The following is a 1,725-nucleotide window of genomic DNA, read 5'->3' as shown; positions in this document are numbered from 1 at the left end:
TGCCGTTGTCGTCAGAGCCACAGGACAGTGCCAATGACAGCAGGACAAGCAACAGAAAGATGTCCCTTAATCTCAATATTCCTATGGTTTTCATGGTTTTAGCTTTTTATGGTCGTTTGGGACTTGGCGCCCTATTCAACTAGAATTATCTTTCTAATCACATTATTAAAGGTATCGGCCACATAAATCTCCCTGTTATCATCGGAAAGCCATAGTCCAAACAGTCCTTGGAATAGGGCCACGTCACCGGGACCGTCCCTGTAGCCCTCCGAATTGGGGTCTCCGGCAATCGTGGTGACGTTCCCCGCGGCATCGATCTGGCGTATACAGACACCATCGGCAAAGAATATCGTTCCATCGGCACCCACCCCTATCCCCCGGGGTCCGGAAAGTAAAGCCGAGGCCAGATCGCCATCACGGTGTCCAACATCCGAGCCCACCAGCGTGGTCACGTTTTCTGAATTTTCTTCAATTTTCCGGATCATCGCATTTTGATTATCCGAAATGAGCATGCCCCCATCGGGATCAATCGCAAGATCAGAAGGGACATTGAATTTCGCGGTAAGCAACGGGCCGTCCTGATAGCCCTCTTCCGACCCGGCATAGGTGGTCACTTTGAAATCGCCCATGGAGACCCTCCTTATCCTACCAGTCGATCCCTCCGTAACATAAAGGGCATTGTCATTTCCCATCACCATTCTGTTCGGATAATGGAACTGAGCACTTTGGCCCACGCCATCCTCCCCACCATGTTCTCCGCTTCCGGCAATGGTCGATACCTCACCCGACGGGGCGATCATCCGGATCCTGGCATTGTTCGTATCCACCACATATAAATTGTCATTGTCATCAACCACAATTCCATATGGCCCCTCAAACCTGGCATCTGTCCCCGGTCCATCGGCATAGCCCGCCTCAGCTTCCGGGGCATCCCCTCCCGCAAAGGTCGAGACCCGGCCGTTTGCGTCAACCTTCCGAACGGCATGGTTCAATACATCCGTCACGAACAGGTTGCCCTTGGAGTCACCGACCATAGCGGCAGGTCCACTGAATTTGGCGATATCGCCCTCTCCATTCTCATACCCTGCGTCCCCGCTTCCAACAAAGGTCTCCACCCTGGTTTCCGAAAAAACATACTGGAACTCCGGACCCGAGAGCTCAACACCATTGACAACGACCCTTATCGCACCGGACAAACATCCGGCGGGCACCCGGGCCGTGATCGCCCCCATGGAAACACTTTCCACACTGGCACTGGCACCATTGAAATAAACCTCGACCTTTTCCGGGTCCTTTCCAAAATTCTCCCCGCCAATGGTCACCAGTGCCTGCTTCGGGCCCGCAATGGGGCTCACCGAGACCAATACCGGGTCACCCATGTCATCGGACTGACAGCCCAGCATCAAAAAACATAGGACAAGACCTAACGGGACCGGCCCCGTAACCTTTTTGAACATTCTCATTATTTTATTTGTTTTATATATTTAACATCGATTGACCGGAAACTTTCAAATTCCGGACAACCACTAAATTTCACACACTATACTAATGCTAATTAAGCCCTGAGATTGCACCCGTACACAACTCATTTGTCCCTAAAGATGCCGCATACGTGCCTTGTATTGTTCGATGTGAGGCCGAACGGTCCATTGATGCCAAAATAGTTCCATATTGGGATATTTTCGTGCCAAAAGGCCGACTCGCAACGGCTCCAACATGATGTCG

1 protein-coding gene is annotated in these 1,725 nt (G+C 51.5%); it reads right to left on the bottom strand.

Annotated features, from left to right (window positions below):
• Positions 1-131: 131 nt before the first annotated feature.
• Positions 132-1,463 (bottom strand): NHL domain-containing protein, encoded by a 1,332-nt coding sequence (locus FGG15_RS20020; RefSeq protein ID WP_138839551.1) that lies wholly within the window; start codon positions 1,461-1,463, stop codon positions 132-134.
• Between the last annotated feature and the right edge of the window lie 262 nt (positions 1,464-1,725).

The sequence above is a fragment of the Flagellimonas algicola genome (assembly GCF_005937185.1).
Classification (GTDB): domain Bacteria; phylum Bacteroidota; class Bacteroidia; order Flavobacteriales; family Flavobacteriaceae; genus Flagellimonas; species Flagellimonas algicola.
This window is presented reverse-complemented; position numbering and strand designations above follow the sequence as displayed.